The following is a 20,900-nucleotide window of genomic DNA, read 5'->3' as shown; positions in this document are numbered from 1 at the left end:
ATTTATAAATATTGGGACAATGTCAGTTTCAGCCAGGCATCAGCATAATAACCGTAATGACTTTCCATCACTTTCTTTTTAAGGTCACAAAGTGAAATAGTCCCCTGGATCGTTCTTACCTTACCATCACTGCTGGTAGGGTTTTTCTCTGTATAGTCCGGATATTTTCCGTCAGGCCGGAGGAAACTGATAATGTCCTTTGCGCCTGCCAGATCAATATTGCCGTATGCGTTCAGCAGTTCTTCGTTCAGTACATCGTACCGCCACTGCACATCATCGTAGGTAGTCTTCGCGATCTTGATGGCCTGTGCAGGATTGGCCTTTTTGACAGTAGCGGCATTCATCATCGCCAGCCGGATCTCCGGAATGATGTACATATTGGTGACCAGCAGCAAATCTTTTTTATCTTCTCTTTGCGGTGAAAAGTACCAGGTAAAAGGACAACCGGTATCGGTCACTTTTTTATCTACATAACCTTTCTCCGAAAACTGCCAGTCAGTATATGGTTTGTTGAAATGTTCAAACAGAGGTTTGTTAAAAGACATATATGCCTGTGGATAACGATAGTCATTCCATCGTTGCATGAGTCCCATTTGCTGCGGGATATCAGATGGGTGTGCTTTCAGAAAGGCCTGGTCCGGCAGTAGTTTTTTCAGGTTGTCCGGAATGTAACTGAGGAAGTCTGTGTGGGTTTCCTTCTTGCCGCACTCTATCACGACAGCCTTATCCGCGGTACCATCGGCAACGATATACAACCAGGATACGCCGCGCTGGCTCTCCGTTGTGATGGACACCGCTTCCTGTGCGCTTTGTGAATATTGCGCACAATGACGCACCAGCAGCACAGAGTTGATTCCCGGCCGGCAGGGTGCACAGTTGGCCGCAGGCACTGTATTCACGCCTATACCGATACCATAGTTATTCATGGCCGCAAGGGAGCCTACAAAACCGGGAGCCGCCATACTGACAAACGGAACAGCCTTACGTCCGTCGAATGTTTCAACAGGATTGTAGATGATCATAGCCGCCGTAAACTCCAGCACGTTGCCGGTGCTGAGCATAAAATCACGGCCAAAGTAATGCGCATTCCCGCTGGCAGTGGCAGCTCCGAATACCGAAAAACCATTGCAGAAGGCCGGCATCATGATCATGGTACGATTAAACCAGGGCAGCCGCTTTTTAACATAACGCTCCAGTTCTGACATACCGAAATTGGTGTAGGTCAGACTTAATATCAGATCGAAGGAGGTATTTAAATTCCATAGTTTATTGAAAGTAACTTTTGTGTTGCCATTGGTAGCTTTTTTACAGCCGGCTACCAGCCCTTTCATTTCTTCTGCATACATGGCAGGAATATCTTTCGGATATTTTCTGCGAAGCCAGCGGGTAGCCAATGAAATAAAGCACCACAGCACTTTCCAGAGTAATCTGAATTTTTCAGGGTCTCCGTTCGGCTTCAGCATACAGGGAATGAAATTGTACACATAGTCAACAGCCATCCGTTCCACGGTTTGAGGTGCCAGCAATCCCATCAGATACCCCATCTGGAAAGAAGTGCCTTCCACATAGTAGCTGAGTTTATGTTCGCCGGTTTCATAGTTAAAAGCTGTTTTGCTTTTCGCCATGAAGCCACGGACGCCTTCGTATTCCACTATTTTAATTACCTCATATCCGTCGTGTTCAAAGGCGCCGATAATATCTTCTGTGGACCTGAATCCGGTAGTATTATGAACGGCCCTGCTTGTCCGGGAACCGGCTGTTTCATTTTCTTTCATAAAACATGGATCATAGAATCAGTGAAAAATGATGACAGGATATTTCCATGCGCTCGCGCAGATAGAACCGGTGTGCCCCGAAGCGCTGTACACCTGAGTCCAGCTCAAATCGTGCACATCCCTGCTGGCGGGCATAATCGATCAGCCAGTCCATCATTCGTTTACCATGTCCTTTGGAACGCTCTACAGGCAGGGTTACCAGATCATCCACATAAAGGAACTTACCCCATGCCAGGCATTTGCTGATCCTGAATCCGGCCACGCCTTCCGGCTCACCGTCGGTATAAGCGCCCAGCAGTTTGAAATCAGCCAGCTGTTCCTGTTCCCGGATATTATCCAGAAATTCTTCTTCCTTCAGATGACCGCGCAGCTCTTTCATTACTTTGAAGAATGACCTGATTTCATCATCAGTAGTCAGTAGTTTCAATGTTATATCCATAGTGTTGTTTATTTTTTATCTTCTTTAGCATTTTTGCAGAGGTTAGCCAGATCGCCCACTGTTTTGATATCACTGAGCATACCGGGTTGCAGGGGACCCATGAGGCCACCCGCTTCCAGATCTATCAGCAGTAGCAAAAACTTCAGTGAGTCTATCCCCAATGTGTTGATAGGGCTTTCCAGCGTAATCTCCTTTGCGGGGCTGTCGGCATAAGCGTATTTTGCCAGTATTGTAAATAGCTGTTCCATGATTACATTTTTAGCAGTCGGTTAAAGTTTTCTCCCATCACCAGTTTCATCTCTTGTGCGTTCAGTATGTTACCGGCGGCGTTGCGAAACAGCTCTACCAGTGTTTGCTGGCTGCCGCTCAACTTATGTATGGGCCAGTCGGTACCGAACAATATTTTATGTATGATGCCTCTCTTTTTGTGTTCTGATAATATGGTTTCAAACCGTTCCATGCGCAAGGCATTCGTAAACCCGGATACGTCCAGATATATATTGGGCCTGTATTCCGCCAGTATGGCCGCCTGTTCATGCATCATAAACGCCGCATGTGCCAGGATAAAGTTTACTGTAGGAAATTGGTGTGCCGCATCGTTGATCAGCTCCGGTGCGGAGAAAGCAAAAGACATGCTCGGGCTGGTAGGCCCTGTATGCAGCAACACCGGTATGCCATAAGCTGCGCAGATCTCATAGTAGGGATAGAGCCGTTCATCGCTGGGCGAATAACCACAGGGCGGATATAATTTAAGTCCTTTGAATCCCCAGTCACGCACTGATTTTTCGAACAGCTCCAGGCCACCCGTTTTCCTGCGGGGATCAATACCTGCAAATACTTCAAACCTGCCAGGATAACGGTCAAGTATACGTTTATGCAGGGCGTATAATGTTTCCAGGTCTTCCGCCTCATCTGGGAAAGTGATACCGAAATCGACGATCAGCAACACTGATTTTTCAATGCCTGCCTTATCCATCTCCGCGAGCAACTTATCGCAGTCTTCATCAAATGACATCAGACGGCCCAGCAACATATTGATGTTCTCCGCTTTTATATTTTCCTGCGTAGCTACTGCATTGGCATAGATATTATCGCTCATCCCTTTCACAAAAGGTGCAGGGATAACGCGGGCGGAGGCAATATGGGTATGACAGTCGATCGTCATTACGGTGATGGTTATAGGTAGTGATAACAATTAATTCTTTCCGGCTATTACGCTTTCCCGTAGCAGCAGGAGCTGATCGATCAGCGGTTTACCTGTTTTTGTCATCGGGATAGCTTCCACGAAATAGATTTCATCGGGGATATGCAGCGAAGACAGTACCGATTGTACTCTTGCCCTCACTTCCTCCCGACTCAGCTGCGCTTCCTCTTTCAGCACAATAAAGCACAGTGATTTGTCCTGCTCTCCCTGTTTCACCAGGGAGATGCTTACACAGTGCCGGACTCCGGAATTCCCTTCCATACAGCGGTCTACATCTTCCAGATAAATTTTTGTGCCGCCGCGAATGATCATATTCTTTTTTCTGCCGGTAATAAACAGATAACCATCTTCATCAAGATGACCGATATCACCAGTTAAAAAATCGCCATGGATGTTATAGCAGGTACGCTCGTCTCTGAAATAACCGTTGCTGATCACACTGGCGCCTTTGATCACAATCTCTCCGGTTTCTCCGACAGGCAGGTATTCGTTAGCATTATCTGCGCTGACGATACGGATGGTCACACCCGCCGGCTGGCCCGCGGATCTGGCTCTGATACCGTCCAGCGGAGAGATGGTAGCAAAACAGGTTACTTCTCCCAGGCCATAACAAGGGGTAATGGGATGCCCGAATCTTACGCTATAGGCTAAACGAACATTTTCACCCAACGGCGCACCGCCGGAAATAACGAAGCGCAGGGAAGATGTCTGCGAAGTATCAAACAGGCTGGTAATAGCCTGAAAGATCACCGGTACGGCACTGAAGGTCTGTACCCGGTGCCGGATCAATTCCTGTTGTATCCCGGCGCAGGCAGCAGCGCTGAAAAGCGGGCAGACAATACAGGTGCCGCCTTCACGGAGCACCGGTATCAGGTCGCTGATCAGCGTGAAAGTATGGAACATGGGCAGCAGACTGGCGGAAACGGATTGCGGATTGTATCCGAATGCCAGTATAGCTTCCGTGGTATTTTTCGTGATGTTTCCCGGAGAAAGCAGTACCCCTTTGGGATTGCCGGTGGTACCGGAAGTATAGATCAGCAGACTGCCGTTCACCTCATACCGGCGGACCTGCGGAGATACCTTGCCGGAGCAGTGCCGCTCAGCATCTGCGGAGATCACACTAATATTTGTCATGGGCAGTACCTCAGGCATATCTGTTATGATCAGTGCCGGTTCTGCATGAGAGATTACTCTCAGCAGTTGCTCCGTTGTATATTCGGGGTTGACTGGATTGATAACATAGGGCAAATGCAAACCAGCGAGTATATACAGTGCCTGATGCAGTCTTTCCCTGCAATGCACCATCACTACACCTCCCTTCCGCACCCCTAAGCCTGCAAACATAGATGCGAGGCCCTCTGCCGCATTAAACAGCATCTGGTAAGTGACAGCGGTTCCGCTGCTGACATCTATCAATGCGTTTTTATTCAATCCATTCATTTTTATTATCTGTTTTTTATGGTTTGTATGGCTTCATATGCAATGGCGGGCGACAACCGGAATCCGGATCCGCAGCCCCCTCCGACGAAAAGGTGTGTCCCTTCTTCATTCAGTTTAAATATGCCCGGGTGCCCACAGGCCGGATAGGCATCACAGAATACGCGCCCATCTGACAGGAAAGGCAGCAACTCCGGAACATATTTGCCGAGTATGCGTTCTGCTGTGGCTTTATCCGCTGCACCGATTTTCAGCTCTCCGGCTACCGGCCTGCAATCCCATTCTGTACTGGTGATGCTGAAGAGCCACTGCCCTGCTTCCGGTTGTGGTAACAGGAAAGCACCTTCATTCACCATATAGATCAGCGTATCATCCGGAGCCGGCGGCAGCAGCAGTTCAAAGGCCACCACCTTCTTTATCCGTACCGCTGCATGTACACTTTCATTGATCCAGGGTGCCTGCAATATCCAGGGCCCCACAGCCGTGATCACATGCCTTACCTGTACGCTGCTGCTATTGTAAAACACCTCGTTACCTGCCGGACCTGCGATGATATTGGTCACCTCCGTTTGGTGATGCAGAAAAACACCAGTATTCCGCATGGCCTGCCCCATCAGTTTCCCGATGGTGGTTTTATTGATTGCCCGCTGAGCACGGATGCCTTTACGCTGCCATTGATAAGCCTTTCTGAACCGGAAGCCGGAAACGTACATGGCCTCTTCTGCAGGGATGCCACCTTCACTTTCTGCCAGCTGCGCCAGTTCTGCGTCTGTATCTCCTATCGCAAAAGCCGACAACTCTGCTATAGGCAAGTCCGATATCTCAGCCTGCGCCGCAGCTATCAATGCCCTGCTTTCCCTGGAAAGACGTTTATGCGTTGGCGTTGCATTATTCGGAAAATCCAGGTCTGCGGAATAATACGAAGCACCACTGCCAAAAGTCTTCCGGTCCAGCAGCAACACGCTCCAGTCCGGGCATTCCCTGGCAGCGAAATAACTCAGCCAGGCACCTGCATATCCGCCGCCCACTATCACCAGGTCGTACAGGATGCTATCATCTATTTCTTCCACCATACAGAAAATATTATCAGTTGGTCCTCGCCGGTATTGGTTACCTGATGCGACTGGTTGGACTCGAAGTAGAGCACATCTCCTGAGGATACCGGCACTACTTCACTGCCATTGTAAACCACCTCTCCTTTCCCTTGTGAAATAAACCAGCACTCTCTCACTTCGTGTTTGTCCAGCGGTGATTGCTGGCCAGGATATACTTCGAAACGCGACGCTTTAAACGGCGCAATACGTTCTTCATTATTTATCAGATTCACTTCCCTTACTTCCATGATGCCTGCTTCCACCTCGGGTTCCATAAAGTCGAGCAGGATCCTGGACGATGTCGGAGGCTGGGTTGTAGCCTGCGTTAAGGTGGCAGGCAGACAAGGCAACAGATCCTCATACGTCAGCACTTCAAAGAAGCGGGGCAAGGGATCCTTCTTCACTACGGGCTCTATCGCCAGGAAGCTCTCCAGCGAAGGCGCTCCGGCGGCAGACAAAGCTGTCCATAAAGCCTGGCTCATCTGCGGCATCACCGGATAAGCCAGTAGCGCAATACTTTTCAACGCCCAGTAAGGCTGCAGCTTCCATATGTTCTTATCTGTCAAACGCTTCACCCAGCCATCAAATACGGTGAGGCTTTCAGCCAGTTGCTGACGGGGAGGTTCCAGATAAGCGGATTGTGTTTCCAGCGCTGCTTCCAGCGCACGCAACAAACTATCCGATATAGGCTGCACTTCCGCTGGTTCGAGATAATGCCAGCATTTTTCTATCTGGTTGTTCAGTCGTTCAACCAGGAAATGGTTGTTGAGTGATATAAAATCCTGCACAAAAAAATCTTTCTCTTCAAACTCCGGATTGTTCTTCGTGAGATAGTATCTGACAGCATCTACAGATGCTTTGGTTTTATTGACAATATCTGCGGCCCATATGGCATGAGACCTGCTGGTGGAGAATTTCGAGCCTTCCAGTCTGTAAAAATGATTGGTCAGGAAATAATCAAAAGGCTTCAGTTCATCCGTAGCCAGGCAACTGCCCAGCACACCAACAAACCAAGGAACAGTGCTGTCAATGCCAAAGCTGGCGATGGTGATCACCTCCGAATCTTTGCTGAACGGATGCTGCCCCGCAGGATACAGCCCGCCGCAAACCCTTGACAGGGAAAGCAAACCGCTGTAAGGGAAAACGACATTGTAGTTTTCTCCACGCCACACATCATTCTGCCATTTCACGCCCCACTTACCAGGATTCGTCAGCCGCACTTCGTTGTTATAATGTGTCAGGTAACGCTGCACAATCTCCAGATTAATATCCGGTACGCCCATCTTATGTATATACGCGATCAGTGCTTCCGGCTGTGTTATCTTCAGAAAAAATGATTCTACAGTTACTTCTTCCAGGTCCGTTTCTCCGGTAACAGCAGCAGGTTCCAGCACATCTTCCGGATTAAACTGCATACCGCAGGCTTCGCACAGATAACTGCCTGCATCGCTATGGCAATGTGGGCATTTGCCTTTCAGCCAGGTGCCAACGATATATTTATCAGCGGAAGGGCTGTATAATACTTTTTCGGTTCTCTTCACCACAGCACCTGCCGCAGTAAGTTTCTCGAGTGTATCCCGGTAGGTATCGTCTACGGTAGTACGAAAAGCTTCTTCCAACGGATTAAAATAGTGACTGCACTCCACCAGCATAGCGGAGAGATCTTTCACGATCAGCTCATGAAAATCGTTGCACACCGTTTGTACCGGCAGGTGAGTCCGGAAGGATTTCATCAGGGTATACGATTCATACACATCCGATGCAGACATCACTTCCGCCTGGTGGCCATTTCTGCGGTACAGCCTTGCCAGTATGTCCATTTTAAGGAACGGACCACCCATATGTCCGAGGTGTAATCTGCCATTGGGTGTAGGCATTGCAGGGATCAGTAAATATTTTTTCCTTACCTGTTGAGGTTCAAATATGCGCATGAAACAAAATATTTTATCTAATTCAATAGGGTATTCAGCAGTATTCATTGCTGGCCGGCCATGCAAACACGGAGCTTTCTTTCTTCAGTAAATACCGCTCTGTATTGAGCAGTGAGTTAACAATCTTGGCTGACCTCCAGGCATTCAGACTCAGATTGGGATTGGGCACACCCCATATCCTTTTGTTGCCGTTCTGAATAAATATTTTATGTCCCGCCGGTCCATCCCAGCGGATAGAGAAATCTTCGTTCATGGACACTATCTGATCACCATCCCTGAATTCACCCTGTATGTTTTTCATGAACGCCGGTATTTTATGTTGATAACCTGTAGCCAGAATAATAATGTCAGCATCCAGCGCGGTGACATCCTTTTGCATGGACACACAGGTTATCCGCCGGGAAGAGCCGTTCACCGCCACCTCTTTCACTTCCATTCCCGGACTCAGATGACACATGCGCGGCCTGTTTTCTATCACCTCCATTTCATACAGCTTGTTATAAATATTCTGCAGGGTATCCTGACTGATGCCGTCTGAAGTGAGTTTCTGATAGTCCAGTAACTTATCCTTTATATTCAGCGGCAGCTTAAAAAAGAACTCGCTGTACGCGGGCGTATACAGTTCATTGGTGAAGGAAGTGTCATCAATGGGCAGATAATTATATCTGCGCGTGATCCAGTTAATAGATAAGGGTCCCTCTTCACCGTTTTCATTCAGCAGGTTGTTCACGATCTCAGCGCCGCTTTGACCACCACCGATAACGGCTACACGCTTATTGGCCACAATGCCCTTACGCTGCAGATATTCAGAAGAATGGAACACTTCATTGCTGAGATGTGTTTTCATAAAATCAGGGATATAGGGAACCAACCCTACACCTACCACCAGATGTTTGGCAGCAAACATACCACTGGTGGAATTCAGCAAAAATTTGTCCTGTAAAAATTCTACATCTACCACATCACATCCGAAGCGCAGGTTAGACATCTTGCTGATGGCCCAGTTGTAGTACTGGTTAAACTCCTTCCTTTTAATAGAAGGAAATCTTGTCATGGAATGCCTGTACAGGCGTCCTTCTTCTTTCAGAAAATTCAGAAAAGAAAAAGGGTTGGTGGGGTCTACCAGGGTGACCAGGTCTTTCAGGAAAGAAACCTGTAGTCCTGCTTCAGGCATCAGCATTCCATTGTGCCACGCGAAAGAAAACTTTTTATCAAGGAATAAAGAGCTGATCTCATTCTGCGGATGCAATAAAGCGGACAAACTAAGATTTGATGGGCCAATACCCACGCCTAATACGTCATACACAAGCATAGGAAATTAATTTAACAGGTCAACATCTTCAGGGAACAAAATGTCTGACGGATCTGCAATAAAAAATTGTAGGTTCTATGTTAACGGGGTCAATTACCTGATTCTAGCATATTTCTCTCCAATAAATTTAATACTGATTTTGGGAATAAGACACTGCCAGGCATCTCCTAACATGTTACCCCAGCAGCCATCCTCTTTATTATTGGCAAAACTAACCTGTTATACACATATTAATCAATCACCTGTTTATCAGATGTGGGATAAAGTTATTGTGACTGTCTGCAGCATATCTGCGGTGAGCCACCAGCCCCTGTTCCCATGCAATATCACTGCAGCAAAGGGCGCTTCAGAAGCGGGTTACAAGAAATAAAAAGCAGTATCTGCGCCATCATATAACCAGCATACAACCTATTAATCTATTAAAGATTAACAGATTATAAGTATAACAGAAATATGAATCGTGATTATATCATCTACATAACTTTTATGGGAAAAATCCGGTAAAATTTATAGTACAGTTTATTGGTTTTCCGATGTCAACTTTTTCAGGTAGCAGCAATAATGGAATCCGGACATTAGTTAATAATTAGGAAAGCTACGACTAATGACTGCAACCTGAATTATAACAGGAAAGAAGCAGGTTATATCTTCCTGCTGAGTATCGTTTTCAATTTATACCGTACCATCCATAAAAACCACCGTAGCACAACTGGTATCCGCTGCTACCTTTGGGTCAGTAAATCAGTATAAACTATTGATATCATGGAACAAAGACACCCATTACCCCCGTTCAATGCAGCAACGGCCCAACAAAAGGTACAGATGGCAGAAGACGCCTGGAACACCCAGGACCCGGTGAAAGTATCATTGGCCTACACCATAGACAGCGAATGGCGCAACCGCTCCTCCTTTATTAATGGCCGCGAAGAGATCGTAAAATTCCTGACCGCCAAATGGGAAAAGGAACATGCCTATAAACTGAAAAAGGAGCTGTGGGCTTTTACAGACAACCGTATCGCCGTTCGTTTCGAATATGAGTACCATGACGATCATGGACAATGGTTCCGGGCTTATGGCAATGAAAACTGGGAATTCGATGAAAACGGCTATATGCAAAAGCGATATGCCAGTATCAACGATGTGCCCATACAGGAATCAGAGCGCAGGATATTGTAAGAGGGAGCTTATATGATGATGGGCCGGGCTACAACCGGCCCATTACAATATAATGTATCTTTACCGCAGGATCCCCGCCAATCCGGGCATCCATATATAATGAAAAAGGAGTTTCCGGTTTATGATATATGCAAATTTTCCTATTCTCAGGAAGAAGATGTCATTGTAAAACGATTTGCACCCTACCTCCATTCCATGCGGAAGCTGCATTTCCCGCACCGGCATGATTTCTACCATATTGTTTTTTTCACCAGTGGTGGTGGTACCCATTCGATCGATTTTGAGCAATTTACCATACGTCCTTATCATGTCTACTTCATGGCCCCCAGCCAGGTCCATGGCTGGGATTTTGAAGGAGAAACAGATGGTTATGTGATTAATTTTTCTGCCTCTTTTTTTAAGTCCTTTTTATTAGACAGCCAGTATCTGGAACAGTTCCCGTTTTTCAGCGGTAATGCGGCTCTTTCAGCAATGGATATCCCCGACCACTACCGCCAGCAGGCCATCGATATACTGGAAAAGGCAGTTAACGAGGCAGAGGACGCAGGTAAATATCGCACAGATACGTTGCGGGTGCTGTTACTAACGTTTTTTCTGCTGATGGCAAAGGCCGGTCATCAGGATGACCCGGTGAAAGCGGCCACCCATCATAACTATACCGTACTGCGTAATTTCGAAAAGCTGATAGAAAAAGAATACCTCCACCAGCGCCTGCCCAAATATTATGCTGAAATATTATGCATCACGCCTGGCCATCTTAATAATATTTGTAAAGAGCTGTTAGGAATATCTGCCGGAGATATGATCAGGAACAGGATTGTGCTGGAAGCAAAGCGCATGTTGATCCATCTGGATATGACCGTAACGGAGATTGCCTACAGCCTTAATTTTAAAGACAATTCCTATTTCTGTAAGTTTTTTAAGAATCAGACCGGCCTCTCCCCCGAAGGCTTCAGGAAGAACATGTAGACTTGTCTTACAGAAACGGGAATACCGGCCACCTGGCAACCCATGCAGGTTGCCGGTAACCGGTAGGAAATAGTATTGCCGGAAAAGTTGATCGACTATTTCATCATTCCCCTGGTTAGAGAATAATTAAAGCAACACTATTATAAGTTGAAATATTATAATGCCGGGTTATTGGAATAGTCTGCCCATAGCTGGTCTACAGATTTTCCTGTAAGCTGGTTCCAGGTATTGGCAGTATAGGTTTTGTTCCGCAATGCGGTGTTGAGGTCATCTGCAATAGTACTGCGTACATGCCCTTCAAGCCATACCAGGAAGCGGGCAGTAACGCGATAGGCATCTGTATATTTTTGTGAAGACGACCAGTTGGGCAGCGACCATCCTGCAGGGCCGTTGTTGACACCATATTTATAACGGGCATAATCGGCAATGCCTTCTGTCAGCCACCCTGGCGTACCGCCCGTATATGCCTGAACGATATGCATTACTTCATGGGTTACCACATCTATATCTTCCGGATGGCTGCGGAACCAGGCCGGGCTGTAAACACTCTGATTACCGGAAGTGTAGGCTACCCCGTTGTAATTAGGATCGATGAGGAAAGTTACCTTTTTGGTCGCACCAGGATAAAATCGATTTAGCATTTTTGGATAAACAGTAAAGAAGGTGTTTACCAATCTTTGACGTACGGCATCGTCAAAGGTAGCATCGTTGTTGGTGAAAGTAAGCGTATAGCCGTTGCTGGTATAGATAACAGTACCTACAGGTGTAGTGGCAGCAGCGCTTATACCGGTTTGTTTTCCTCCGGATGGATTAACCGGATTGTTTTGCGGATCAGGAGATACGAGAGCGGATTTACTGCAGGAACAGAATAGCAGTGTACATGCAACAATGGGGATGATGCAATCCTTCAATGGATATTTCATGTGGATGTTGGGTTCTATAGGGGGCTGATAAATCAGTCGATCTTATGTAAGATAAATAAATCACTTCTATTTTCCCACAACATTTATTTAAAAATTGATATTTTTTTGAGAAGATATGTAAGAAGAACAAACAAAATACCCGTTTTATGTCATCGGCTACAATGCCCGACTATATCGATTTTGCAATATGCCCTGATAATCAATCCATCTCCTTACCCATCACATATTTTTTACCCCATTCACATATACTGACAAAAACCGGCAGTAAATCTTTTCCCTTCTCCGTAAGAATATAACAAACCCCTGCCGGAACAGTATCCGGAATAACTTCTTTAATAATAATCCCCTCCTTCTCCAACTCCTTTAGTTTTCTGCCTAATACCTGCTCCGAAATATTGGGTAATTCATTTTTTAATAAATGGAAACGATTCAACCCCTCTGAAATGGAATAGATGATCTGAGGGACCCAGCGCCCGCTGAACGCATCCACGGCTGCATTTAATATACAGGATTCAGATAAAAACTGCTTGTTGATAGCATTGCTGGAATTTTCCTTACGCATGACATTCCCGTTTTATAGCTCACAATTTTGTTCGTTATTGTCCGGAACCATGAGCTGACTGACTTTTGCAATAAAATTACAACATAACATGCAAACAATTTTAGGCTCCGGCGGGGCAATAGGCGTGGAACTGGCCAAAGCACTGAATGTATATACCAACAATATCCGGCTGGTAAGCTGGACCCCGCAGAAAATCAATGACACCGATATACTGTTCCCAGCCGATCTGAATGAAACAGATCAGCTCTACAAAGCCATTGAAGGCAGTGAAATCTGTTACCTCACCATAGGCTTCGATTACGACATTACAGTATGGGAGGCTAAATGGCTCCCCTTCATGCAACAGGTAATAGCAGCATGTGCCCGTCATAAAACCAGGCTCGTTTTCTTCGATAATGTGTACGCTATTGGAGGTAACCATGTTAATCATATCACCGAAACCTCACCGCTGAGCCCTGTCAGCAGAAAAGGAGCTGTACGGGCAAAGGTAGACCAGCTGATCATCGAAAATGTTGAAAAAGGCAATATAGACGCTATTATTGCAAGATCTCCGGATTTTTTCGGACCTGTCAAACATAAGAGTCTGATGATGGGACTGATCTATGATAGTCTGATACATAACAACCCTGCAAAATGGTTGTGCAATGCAGACGTTATTCATTCCACCGGGTTTACAAGGGAGCTGGCCATTGGCACAGCCATGTTGGGCAATCACGACAATACCTTCAATCAGATATGGAATTTACCAGTCGCTACAGAAGGACTAACCGGCAGACAATGGGTGGAACTATTTGCCACCGTATTAAATAAACCCAATCAAATAGAAATCCTGTCCCATGAAGCTATTGCGGCAATAGGGCTGTCAGATACCATTATCAGGGAAACACATGAAATGCTTTATCAGTACGACCGGGATTATTACTTCGACAGTAGTAAATTTAATAACAGGTTCGACTACACGCCCATCAGCAATCGCGAAGCAGTTCTATTCACGGTTGAAAGTCTTGCTGTAAAGGCTGTATAAAATTTCCAGCATATCTGTAAAGCGGGTGCCTTCCAAAAAACACCCGCTTTCACTGTTTCTTCTTAATAATCCCAATAGCAGGAATAAACAACAACCACAACCCGGAAGCAGGCAGAATCACCACGCTGGGCAAGGTGATCATCAAAAGTCCCCAACCCAACGCACGGGGTATAGGGTGTTGTTTCTTTTCCGCATCATCCATAAAAATCCCCAGTAAAATCAAAATAAATCCGGCAAATAAAAACCAGAAGGCGGCGTTTCTGTCGAATTGTGTGGTGACGGTGTTGAATAGTCCTTCACGGAACAATTGTCCTAAAATATTGCGGAATGCTATCAGTCCAAATATAGAGTGGATAATGCCTATACCTGTTAATACTTTTCCAATCCAGGGCTTTTTCATAACTGAGGTGTTTTATAATGACTCAGCGAAATTAGCACTTATACATAACGGGCAAATGATATTTATCATTTTTATAGTCGTACGATTCACAGCTCAGATCCGGCTACAACAAACATAGATTTGGCTTCATCCATCTCTTTATTGCAACGGAACTTTGCAGCAATAAAAAGATCCAAACATGAAAATCATCGTAACAGGCTCGCTGGGAAATATCAGTAAGCCCCTGACAAAACAACTGATAGAAAAAGGACATGATGTAACCGTTATCAGCAGTAATGGAGAAAAACAAAAGGAGATAACATCCCTGGGAGCTACCGCCGCCATTGGACAGCTGGAAGATGTGAATTTTCTTGTCAACACCTTTACCGGTGCGGATGCTGTGTATTGTATGACCCCGTCCAACTTTGCAGAAAATGACCTCATCTCCTACTACCGCAAAATCGGAAAAAACTATGCACAAGCCATCGGAGAGGCTGGCGTAAAACGGGTCGTTTTCCTCAGCAGCTTTGGTGCTCATCTCAACAAGGGCACCGGCATCATCGTGGGCTCCCACTATGTAGAACAAATGCTGAACGAGCTGCCAGGCGTGGCTGTCACACATATGCGTCCCACCTCTTTCTACTATAATTTGTATGCATTTACAGGCATGATAAAACAGGCAGGCTTTATGGCTGCCAACTACGGCGGTACAGACAAGGTTTTATGGGTTTCTCCGGCAGACATTGCCGAAGCAGTGGCCGAAGAAATTATCAGGCCTCATGGCCCTAAAATACGGTATATTGCCAGCGATGAACGCAGCTGCAATGAAGTGGCCGCTGTTTTAGGCAAGGCTATCGGTCAGCCGCACCTGCAATGGAATATCATTCCGGATGAGCAGATGCAAACAGGTCTGGAAACTAATGGCGTCCCACCGCAGGTGGCCACCCTCCTGGTAGAATTATATGCAGCCCTTCACAGCGGGATACTGGCAGAAGATTATTACCAGAACCCACCTGCTGTAATGGGTAAAGTGAAACTGGAAGATTTTGCAGCAGAATTTGCGGCTGCCTTCAGCACCAACAATTAAATCATCATATGGCAGATACACAACCATACAGGATTAAAACCATCAGTGAATACCATCAGTTCAGGCACTTACCCAAACCTGAACATCCTTTGGTGAGTGTGATCAATTTTGAAACGATTCAAAATTGGCCGGATGATCCCAAAAATATTACACAGGATTTTTATGCGGTGGCGCTGAAACGGAATTTTAATGGTAGAATGAAATATGGGCAACAGCAATATGATTTTAATGAAGGAGTACTTTTCTTTGTTGCGCCCAACCAGGTATTTTCCATTGAGGCAAATGACGATGTTAAACATATGGGATGGCTGTTACTCATCCATCCCGATTTTCTCTGGAATACACCGCTGGCCAAAACAATCAAACAGTACGAATATTTCAGCTACGCCACCAATGAAGCCCTTCATCTGTCAGAGAAAGAAGAAACCATCATTACAACGATCCTGCAAAACATAGAACAGGAATACCATTCCAATATCGATCAATTCAGCCAGTCTGTAATAATCGCCCAGCTTGAATTACTGTTTACCTATTCAGAGAGATTCTATCATCGCCAGTTTCTTACCCGGCAAGTCCCTCATCACAAAATCCTTGACCGGCTGGAAGCCTTACTCACCAGCTATTTCAACAGCGACGAGCTGCTGAAAAAAGGCCTGCCTACTGTTCAGCACATTGCAGACACCTTAAACGTATCACCCAATTATTTAAGTGGGTTACTCAAGGTATTGACCGGCAAAAGTACCCAACAACATATTCATGACACGCTGATAGAAAAAGCGAAGGAAAAACTGTCTACTACAGACCTATCCGTCAGTGAAATCGCCTATGAACTGGGTTTTGAACATCCGCAGTCATTCAGCAAGTTGTTCAAAGCTAAAACCAGCCTTTCTCCGCTGGAGTTCCGGCAGGCATTTAATTAAGCGGGTGCACTTCTGATGAAGTGCACCCGCTTTGATGTAAAGTCTCAACAGTTTCATCAATCATATCCCGGGTTCTGCGGGAAGGTCGCTTTGTTATTCATGATATCCATCTCCTGCTGCGGTATAGGATAGAGCAGACGGAAAGCTGGCAGGTTAACCTTTTTGTTGGCCAGTATCTCGGAAACAACGCGGCCGGTGCGTATCAGATCAAACCAACGGTCACATTCAAATGGCAGCTCCAGACGACGTTGTTTATATACCTCATTGCGGAAACTAACCTGGTCCGGCAGATCAGCAGCTGTCAGTGAAGACAGCCCCGCACGGGAACGTACCATGTTAAGATAAGTAATGGCATTACCGGTGGCACTATATCCCAGCTCATTCAGCACTTCCGCCTGCATGAGCAACACATCTGCCAAACGAAGCACCGGAAAGTCATTACCCGCCTGGCCGTTCACCGGGTCGTCCACAAACTTGCGCGGCATCATATTGGCATTACCGGCCGGCTTCACAGATTCCGATAACGCTTTGCGCTGGTCGGCATCATCATATGCTTTCAGCAGCGTGGTATCTACCGTGATCGTTTGTGAATTGGCATACCAGAAACCATGGCTCTGATTGGCCACTCCCTTGGCATAACGTACCGCAAACAATATTTCTGCATTATACTTATTGGTGGTGCTGAATACATCTGCTACTTTAGGCAACAGCGTGTATACATTACTGTTAATAACATCCTGTAATACTGTTTGAGCAGGAGCATATTTTTTCTGATAGAGATATACTTTTCCCAGCAATCCCTTGGCTGCCCCGCTGGTAACACGCCCTGTTTCAGTCGATGCATAGGTGGCCGGTAAATTGGCCGCTGCAAATACAAGATCCGCTTCCACCTGAGTGTAGATGGCTGCTACATTATCCCGTTTCAGATTTATTGCATTAACAGGATCTGCGGCTGTAGTCAGCAATGGCACGGCTCCCCACAACCTTACCAGATTAAAGTACGCCAATGCTCTGATAAAACGCGCCTCTCCCCTGATACGGTTCTTCAGCGTTTCATCCATTTGAATACCATCCAAAGCAGCCAGCAGCGTATTACACCGGAAGATGCCGTTATATACGCCTACCCAGGCATTGTAGAAATTGGTGTTACCCGAGTTGTCTGAATAACGGTTGATCTGATAGTTCTGTCCTGAGTTGGAAGAGGGGTCCTGGTCTGTAAAATTATCTGCTCTCGCTTCCATCAGTACCTGAAAGGTAGCGCCGTATTGGCTGCTCTGTGCAAGAGACGCATAACATCCGTTTACAGCCGTGATGGCATCGTCTGCGGTTTTAAAGAATTGACCGGGCGCTATGGTAGAAACCGGATTAAGGTCCAGAAATTCTTTATTACAGGAAGCAAAAATCAATATCAGTAACAGGAGATAGCAATTATATTTTTTCATGGTTTGCTGCATTAAAAGGTGACGTTAAGACCAATCATGTAAGTACGTGCCAACGGGTAGGAACCATAGTCTTCTCCGGCAGTAAGCGCATTCTCTGTACGGTTGCTGATCTCAGGGTTGAATAAAGAGTATTTGGAAAAAGTGAACGGATTCTGAACAGCACCATAAATCCTCGCTGAAGATATGCCCGTGCGACCAAGCAGTGCTGCCGGGAAGTTATAGCCGAGTGCAATATTTCTCACCCTGATATATGATGCATCTTCCACATGCCAGGAAGAAGTGATACCATTACCACCTGTAGCCAGCCTGTTGGCGCGATTTACCAGCCCATTACCCGGATTTTCCGGAGAAACATAGTGGTCCTTTACTTCGCTCAGGTTGTTGAAGTTGCCTTCCACATTGGCGATGTAACGTCTGAAGAGGTTGAGTATCTTATTACCCTGACTGCCCTGGATGGAAATGCTCAGGTCCAGGTTTTTATAACGGACCGTATTGCTGAAGCCGAAGATATACTTTGGCTGGAAGCTCCCCACAACAGCCCTGTCGTTGGCATCTATCTTGCCGTCACCATTCACATCTTTAAACTTCAGGTCGCCCACGCGTGTAGGATTGCTGGTTTTGGCGGAGGTGTCCAGGTCCCGCTGATCACGGTAAATACCATCTGTTACATAGAGATAGTAAGAGCCGATGGTTTCACCTATTTTGGTGATGAAGTAAGTATTGCCGGTACCGCCTGTAGCAATGATAGGTGCACCCGAAGGTCCCAGTTTGGTTACTTTATTGGTATTAAAGGCAATGTTTGCATTACCTTCCAGCTGCCAGTCTTTTCCGATCTTTTTGTTGTATGACAGCGATATTTCAATCCCTTTATTGTTCACCGCTCCTACGTTCTGCAAATAGGTACTGAAACCGGATGCACCGGGAACAGGGAGATTGAGCAGCAGTTTGGTGGTGTTTGCGTTATAATAGTCGATGGTGAAGTTCAGCATCTCATCAAACAATCCCAGTTCCAGCCCCAGGTCAAAGCTGGCCATACTTTCCCAGGTGAGATTGGGATTAGCCGGACTGGTGATGGATACGCCATTTACCAGGGTGCTGTTGCCCAGAATGTAATTACTGTTTGTATTACTCATCTGTGCCAGTGATCCGTAGTTCGGGATCTGGAAGTTACCGGTAAGACCGTAGCTGCTCCTGATCTTCAGGGAACTGATATGTTTTACCTTACGGAAAAAAGGTTCGTTGGAAACCTGCCAGGCGCCTGATATAGCGGGGAAGGAAGCCCATTTGCGGTTGATACCGAAACGGGATGACCCGTCACGTCTGATGGAGGCTGTCAGAAAATATTTATCAGCATAGCTGTATTGAGCCCTACCCAACCAGGAATTAAGGCTCCATTGTTCGAGGTTGGAACTGCCTGCATTTACCTGGCCTGCGTTCAGCGTGGTGATGATATCGGTAGGGAAATTATTGGCGGTAAGGGTATTGTGTTCCTGGTTTTCCTTCTGTACTGTAAATCCCGCGAGGACATCCAGTTTGTGTTTACCGAAAGAGGTATTGTAGGTAAGGGTATGCTCTGTCAACCAGTTGGTATACATATCCGTATTGGAGAAGCCTGTTGCTACAGAAGGCAGTGTACCGGAAGGCAGTGGTAAATTGGAGGGCCGGTAATAATCCCTGCGGAAGCTGTTCAGGTCTGTACCTGCAGAGATCCTGTATTTCAGGTTACGGATAAATTCATATTCCATATAGGCGTTAGCCGTTAGACGGAAATTTTTGATCCGGTCTTTTACCAGGGAGGCTACTGCGACAGGGTTAAGCTGGTTGGTTTGTCCATAGCCCCATACGTTCACGGAATCAGCAAAGGAGCCATCGGGGTTGCGTACCGGGAAAATAGGTGCATAACCCAGTGCAAGGGCGATCACACCGGAGTTGGGCGCAAACCAGGGCCCTTCTGCATTCACCACCCGGTTATCGGTATAGGACGGTGTCATATTCACACCAAAGCGGAATTTCCCTGAGTTCCCATCAACACGGAATCGGCTGGAATAACGCTTGTAGTTGTTGTTGATCACGATACCATCCTGGTTAAAGTAGTTGGCGGAAAAATAATAGGAAAGGTTAGGGCTTCCGCCGGTCATGCTGATGGTGTGGCTTTGCATGGGTGCCTGTCTGAAAATTTCTTTCTGCCAGTCGGTATTGGTAAGTCCGGGTTTATTTTCCAGGTAGGGAAGTATTTGCGGCGGAATCCAGGTGGATGGGTTCTTTGGCCGGATGCTGTTGGGATCAGTAGGTTTACCGGTAGGCACAGCATCGAGGTAGGCATTGTTATGTCCTTCGTATACCAACTTTGCATAATCATAGGCATCCAGCACATCTACATGTTTATTTACATTTTGCAGGCCATAGCTACCATCATAGCTGACAGTCATTTTACCTGTTGCTCCTTTTTTGGTGCGGATCAGCACTACGCCGTTAGAACCTCTGGAACCGTAGATGGCAGCTGAAGCCGCATCTTTCAGCACATCAATGGAAGCAATATCATTCACATTGATAGATGCCAGCGGGTTGAAAGGCTGCTGATAATTATTAACACCGGGAGAAGCACTACGGGTATCGTTGGTAATAGGCACCCCATCTATTACAAACAAAGGATTGTTGCCGGCACTGATGGAACCGATACCGCGTACACGGATAGATACGTTACCACCCGGTGCCCCATTGGTTTGCATCACCTGAATACCGGCCATCTTACCTGCCAGCGCCTCGTCGAAAGAGGTCACTGCCTGTTGTTTCAGGTCAGATGAACGCAGGGAAGACACGGAGCCTGTCAGCTCTTTTTTTGTACGGGTACCATAACCCACTACTACCAGTTCACTTAACCCTTTACTCGCTTCTTTCATCCGGATCAGCAGCAGATTACCGTTACCGTCTTTTACCTGAAACCCGTTTAATAAGTTGTTTTCATATCCCACAAAACTGAATGTAAAATCATACAACAAACCAGGTTTCATTGCTTCCAGTCTGAAAAAGCCTTTTTCGTCTGTTACAGTGTTTATCCTGGCATTGCCATTGCGCTGTTTCACCATTACAGACACACCGGGCAGCGGCTGCCCGTCTTCACTCATAACACTGCCTTTAATAGTTACAGCGATGCCTGAATCCTGTGAATGAGCGTGCAAGGCACAGATTAATACTAAAAGCACACAGATGTACCTTTTTAATAGTC

18 protein-coding genes are annotated in these 20,900 nt (G+C 46.4%); 5 read left to right on the top strand and 13 right to left on the bottom strand.

Going from position 1 to position 20,900, the window contains the following annotated elements:
* Positions 1-2: 2 nt before the first annotated feature.
* From KD145_RS27390 to KD145_RS27355, 8 genes are read right to left on the bottom strand one after another with little or no spacing between them, the layout of a single operon-like run.
* A complete protein-coding gene (locus tag KD145_RS27390; protein WP_212002995.1) occupies positions 3-1,775 on the bottom strand; it encodes a hypothetical protein in 1,773 nt (590 codons plus the stop codon).
* A gap of 10 nt (positions 1,776-1,785) precedes the next feature.
* Positions 1,786-2,214 (bottom strand): GNAT family N-acetyltransferase, encoded by a 429-nt coding sequence (locus KD145_RS27385; RefSeq protein WP_212002994.1) that lies wholly within the window; start codon positions 2,212-2,214, stop codon positions 1,786-1,788.
* A gap of 8 nt (positions 2,215-2,222) precedes the next feature.
* The gene (locus KD145_RS27380; protein WP_212002993.1) at positions 2,223-2,462 is read right to left on the bottom strand and encodes a phosphopantetheine-binding protein; all 240 of its coding nucleotides are present in this window, start codon (positions 2,460-2,462) and stop codon (positions 2,223-2,225) included.
* A gap of 2 nt (positions 2,463-2,464) precedes the next feature.
* Positions 2,465-3,379 (bottom strand): amidohydrolase family protein, encoded by a 915-nt coding sequence (locus tag KD145_RS27375; RefSeq protein ID WP_212002992.1) that lies wholly within the window; start codon positions 3,377-3,379, stop codon positions 2,465-2,467.
* A 30-nt stretch (positions 3,380-3,409) separates the two neighbouring features.
* A complete protein-coding gene (locus KD145_RS27370; protein ID WP_212002991.1) occupies positions 3,410-4,858 on the bottom strand; it encodes a class I adenylate-forming enzyme family protein in 1,449 nt (482 codons plus the stop codon).
* 5 nt (positions 4,859-4,863) lie between these two features.
* Positions 4,864-5,928, bottom strand: coding sequence for an FAD-binding oxidoreductase (locus KD145_RS27365; protein ID WP_212002990.1), 1,065 nt, complete (start codon positions 5,926-5,928; stop codon positions 4,864-4,866).
* A complete protein-coding gene (locus KD145_RS27360) occupies positions 5,913-7,880 on the bottom strand; it encodes a class I tRNA ligase family protein (protein WP_212002989.1) in 1,968 nt (655 codons plus the stop codon). The genes KD145_RS27365 and KD145_RS27360 overlap by 16 nt, the downstream gene beginning before the upstream one ends.
* A 34-nt stretch (positions 7,881-7,914) precedes the next feature.
* On the bottom strand, positions 7,915-9,192 hold the full coding sequence (locus tag KD145_RS27355) for a lysine N(6)-hydroxylase/L-ornithine N(5)-oxygenase family protein (RefSeq protein ID WP_212002988.1): 1,278 nt from the start codon (positions 9,190-9,192) through the stop codon (positions 7,915-7,917).
* Between the two features lie 762 nt (positions 9,193-9,954).
* On the opposite strand from KD145_RS27355, the gene KD145_RS27350 reads away from it, so the two are divergent.
* Positions 9,955-10,368: a nuclear transport factor 2 family protein gene (locus tag KD145_RS27350; RefSeq protein ID WP_212002987.1), complete on the top strand. Its 414-nt coding sequence runs from the start codon at positions 9,955-9,957 to the stop codon at positions 10,366-10,368.
* Between the two features lie 99 nt (positions 10,369-10,467).
* On the top strand, positions 10,468-11,337 hold the full coding sequence (locus tag KD145_RS27345; protein ID WP_212002986.1) for a helix-turn-helix transcriptional regulator: 870 nt from the start codon (positions 10,468-10,470) through the stop codon (positions 11,335-11,337).
* Between the two features lie 155 nt (positions 11,338-11,492).
* Here KD145_RS27345 and KD145_RS27340 read toward each other — a convergent pair whose 3' ends face one another.
* Positions 11,493-12,260: a basic secretory protein-like protein gene (locus KD145_RS27340; protein ID WP_212002985.1), complete on the bottom strand. Its 768-nt coding sequence runs from the start codon at positions 12,258-12,260 to the stop codon at positions 11,493-11,495.
* A 199-nt stretch (positions 12,261-12,459) separates the two neighbouring features.
* Positions 12,460-12,822, bottom strand: coding sequence for a helix-turn-helix domain-containing protein (locus KD145_RS27335; RefSeq protein ID WP_212002984.1), 363 nt, complete (start codon positions 12,820-12,822; stop codon positions 12,460-12,462).
* A gap of 88 nt (positions 12,823-12,910) precedes the next feature.
* Between KD145_RS27335 and KD145_RS27330 the strand changes: the two genes are divergently transcribed.
* The gene (locus tag KD145_RS27330; protein WP_212002983.1) at positions 12,911-13,846 is read left to right on the top strand and encodes an NAD-dependent dehydratase; all 936 of its coding nucleotides are present in this window, start codon (positions 12,911-12,913) and stop codon (positions 13,844-13,846) included.
* A 49-nt stretch (positions 13,847-13,895) separates the two neighbouring features.
* Here KD145_RS27330 and KD145_RS27325 read toward each other — a convergent pair whose 3' ends face one another.
* Positions 13,896-14,246 carry a DUF6463 family protein gene (locus tag KD145_RS27325; RefSeq protein ID WP_212002982.1) on the bottom strand — a complete coding sequence of 117 codons (351 nt, stop codon included), beginning with the start codon at positions 14,244-14,246 and terminating at the stop codon, positions 13,896-13,898.
* 178 nt (positions 14,247-14,424) lie between these two features.
* Between KD145_RS27325 and KD145_RS27320 the strand changes: the two genes are divergently transcribed.
* Positions 14,425-15,312 (top strand): NmrA family NAD(P)-binding protein, encoded by an 888-nt coding sequence (locus KD145_RS27320; protein WP_212002981.1) that lies wholly within the window; start codon positions 14,425-14,427, stop codon positions 15,310-15,312.
* Positions 15,313-15,320: 8 nt separating this feature from the next.
* On the top strand, positions 15,321-16,232 hold the full coding sequence (locus KD145_RS27315) for an AraC family transcriptional regulator (protein WP_212002980.1): 912 nt from the start codon (positions 15,321-15,323) through the stop codon (positions 16,230-16,232).
* Positions 16,233-16,288: 56 nt separating this feature from the next.
* On the opposite strand, the gene KD145_RS27310 is transcribed toward KD145_RS27315, so the two are convergent.
* On the bottom strand, positions 16,289-17,674 hold the full coding sequence (locus KD145_RS27310; RefSeq protein WP_212002979.1) for a RagB/SusD family nutrient uptake outer membrane protein: 1,386 nt from the start codon (positions 17,672-17,674) through the stop codon (positions 16,289-16,291).
* A gap of 11 nt (positions 17,675-17,685) precedes the next feature.
* Positions 17,686-20,877, bottom strand: coding sequence for a TonB-dependent receptor (locus KD145_RS27305; RefSeq protein ID WP_212002978.1), 3,192 nt, complete (start codon positions 20,875-20,877; stop codon positions 17,686-17,688).
* Positions 20,878-20,900 lie beyond the last annotated feature (23 nt).

The organism is Chitinophaga sp. HK235 (genome assembly GCF_018255755.1).
In the GTDB taxonomy this organism is placed as follows: domain Bacteria; phylum Bacteroidota; class Bacteroidia; order Chitinophagales; family Chitinophagaceae; genus Chitinophaga.
Note: the sequence above shows the minus strand (reverse complement) of the source record. Positions and strands in the feature narration are given on the sequence as shown.

What these genes read in the sequence shown, in the direction of transcription:
- KD145_RS27390 (WP_212002995.1), bottom strand. Translation starts at nt 1,775, where the DNA reads ATGAAAGAAAATGAAACAGCCGGTTCCCGGACAAGCAGGGCCGTTCAT.
- KD145_RS27385 (WP_212002994.1), bottom strand. Translation starts at nt 2,214, where the DNA reads ATGGATATAACATTGAAACTACTGACTACTGATGATGAAATCAGGTCA.
- KD145_RS27380 (WP_212002993.1), bottom strand. Translation starts at nt 2,462, where the DNA reads ATGGAACAGCTATTTACAATACTGGCAAAATACGCTTATGCCGACAGC.
- KD145_RS27375 (WP_212002992.1), bottom strand. Translation starts at nt 3,379, where the DNA reads ATGACGATCGACTGTCATACCCATATTGCCTCCGCCCGCGTTATCCCT.
- KD145_RS27370 (WP_212002991.1), bottom strand. Translation starts at nt 4,858, where the DNA reads ATGAATGGATTGAATAAAAACGCATTGATAGATGTCAGCAGCGGAACC.
- KD145_RS27365 (WP_212002990.1), bottom strand. Translation starts at nt 5,928, where the DNA reads ATGGTGGAAGAAATAGATGATAGCATCCTGTACGACCTGGTGATAGTG.
- KD145_RS27360 (WP_212002989.1), bottom strand. Translation starts at nt 7,880, where the DNA reads ATGCGCATATTTGAACCTCAACAGGTAAGGAAAAAATATTTACTGATC.
- KD145_RS27355 (WP_212002988.1), bottom strand. Translation starts at nt 9,192, where the DNA reads ATGCTTGTGTATGACGTATTAGGCGTGGGTATTGGCCCATCAAATCTT.
- KD145_RS27350 (WP_212002987.1), top strand. Translation starts at nt 9,955, where the DNA reads ATGGAACAAAGACACCCATTACCCCCGTTCAATGCAGCAACGGCCCAA.
- KD145_RS27345 (WP_212002986.1), top strand. Translation starts at nt 10,468, where the DNA reads ATGAAAAAGGAGTTTCCGGTTTATGATATATGCAAATTTTCCTATTCT.
- KD145_RS27340 (WP_212002985.1), bottom strand. Translation starts at nt 12,260, where the DNA reads ATGAAATATCCATTGAAGGATTGCATCATCCCCATTGTTGCATGTACA.
- KD145_RS27335 (WP_212002984.1), bottom strand. Translation starts at nt 12,822, where the DNA reads ATGCGTAAGGAAAATTCCAGCAATGCTATCAACAAGCAGTTTTTATCT.
- KD145_RS27330 (WP_212002983.1), top strand. Translation starts at nt 12,911, where the DNA reads ATGCAAACAATTTTAGGCTCCGGCGGGGCAATAGGCGTGGAACTGGCC.
- KD145_RS27325 (WP_212002982.1), bottom strand. Translation starts at nt 14,246, where the DNA reads ATGAAAAAGCCCTGGATTGGAAAAGTATTAACAGGTATAGGCATTATC.
- KD145_RS27320 (WP_212002981.1), top strand. Translation starts at nt 14,425, where the DNA reads ATGAAAATCATCGTAACAGGCTCGCTGGGAAATATCAGTAAGCCCCTG.
- KD145_RS27315 (WP_212002980.1), top strand. Translation starts at nt 15,321, where the DNA reads ATGGCAGATACACAACCATACAGGATTAAAACCATCAGTGAATACCAT.
- KD145_RS27310 (WP_212002979.1), bottom strand. Translation starts at nt 17,674, where the DNA reads ATGAAAAAATATAATTGCTATCTCCTGTTACTGATATTGATTTTTGCT.